The sequence below is a fragment of the Vibrio sp. 2134-1 genome (assembly GCF_033339495.1).
This window is the reverse complement of the sequence record NZ_JAWOUS010000707.1, coordinates 1-585: the sequence shown is the minus strand read 5'-3', so window position 1 is coordinate 585 and position 585 is coordinate 1. Positions and strand designations below refer to the sequence as shown.

The window sequence follows — 585 nt, the reverse complement described above, 5'->3', positions numbered from 1 at the left end:
TTCGCTAGGATATTTTGAACCGCGATGACTGCTTTTACACTGTTAGATGGGTTTGCCGTATCACATGAATAGCCAGGCTCCCAAGGTTTAAGATCATCGGACGAGGCACATAAGCCGTCCGCTTTGAAGTCTTTCGTAACGCGCCAACCATTGGTATACGGCAAACGAGCAAACTCATTCGCTTTATAGTTTGGGTAGCTCGTAATGTTCGGCAAATATTTTTCTAGTACTGACAAGTTTTCTGCAAACATCGAGGCATCGTAGGCAGGATCTTGATAAGAGTTGATCTGGTGATCACCCGTTGCATTACATTCTGCCGCACTGTTTGGGCCAAATTCTTCAACACAGTTGTGAACCATATGGTCATAACTGTGGTTTGCGACGATGTGGCCGCTATCCAACGCCAGTTTTAGTGCCTCTAACGCTCTGTCTTCGTTTTCATCACCAATACCATCTAGGTGCCACGCATTAAAGTAAAACGTCGCTTTTACTTCTTCTTGATTTAGCACATTAATGACGTCAATTGAGGCGTTGATTGGGCCATCATCAAACGTCAGATAAATGGTTCCTTTGGTGTCAGTTTGG

Annotated in this window: 1 protein-coding gene; it reads right to left on the bottom strand. The window is 44.4% G+C overall.

The genetic code is table 11. The features are described 5' to 3' along the window. Window positions 1-563 (bottom strand): polysaccharide deacetylase family protein (locus R7R78_RS28090; protein WP_225474849.1); only part of this gene is annotated, 563 nt, incomplete at its 3' end. Between the last annotated feature and the right edge of the window lie 22 nt (window positions 564-585).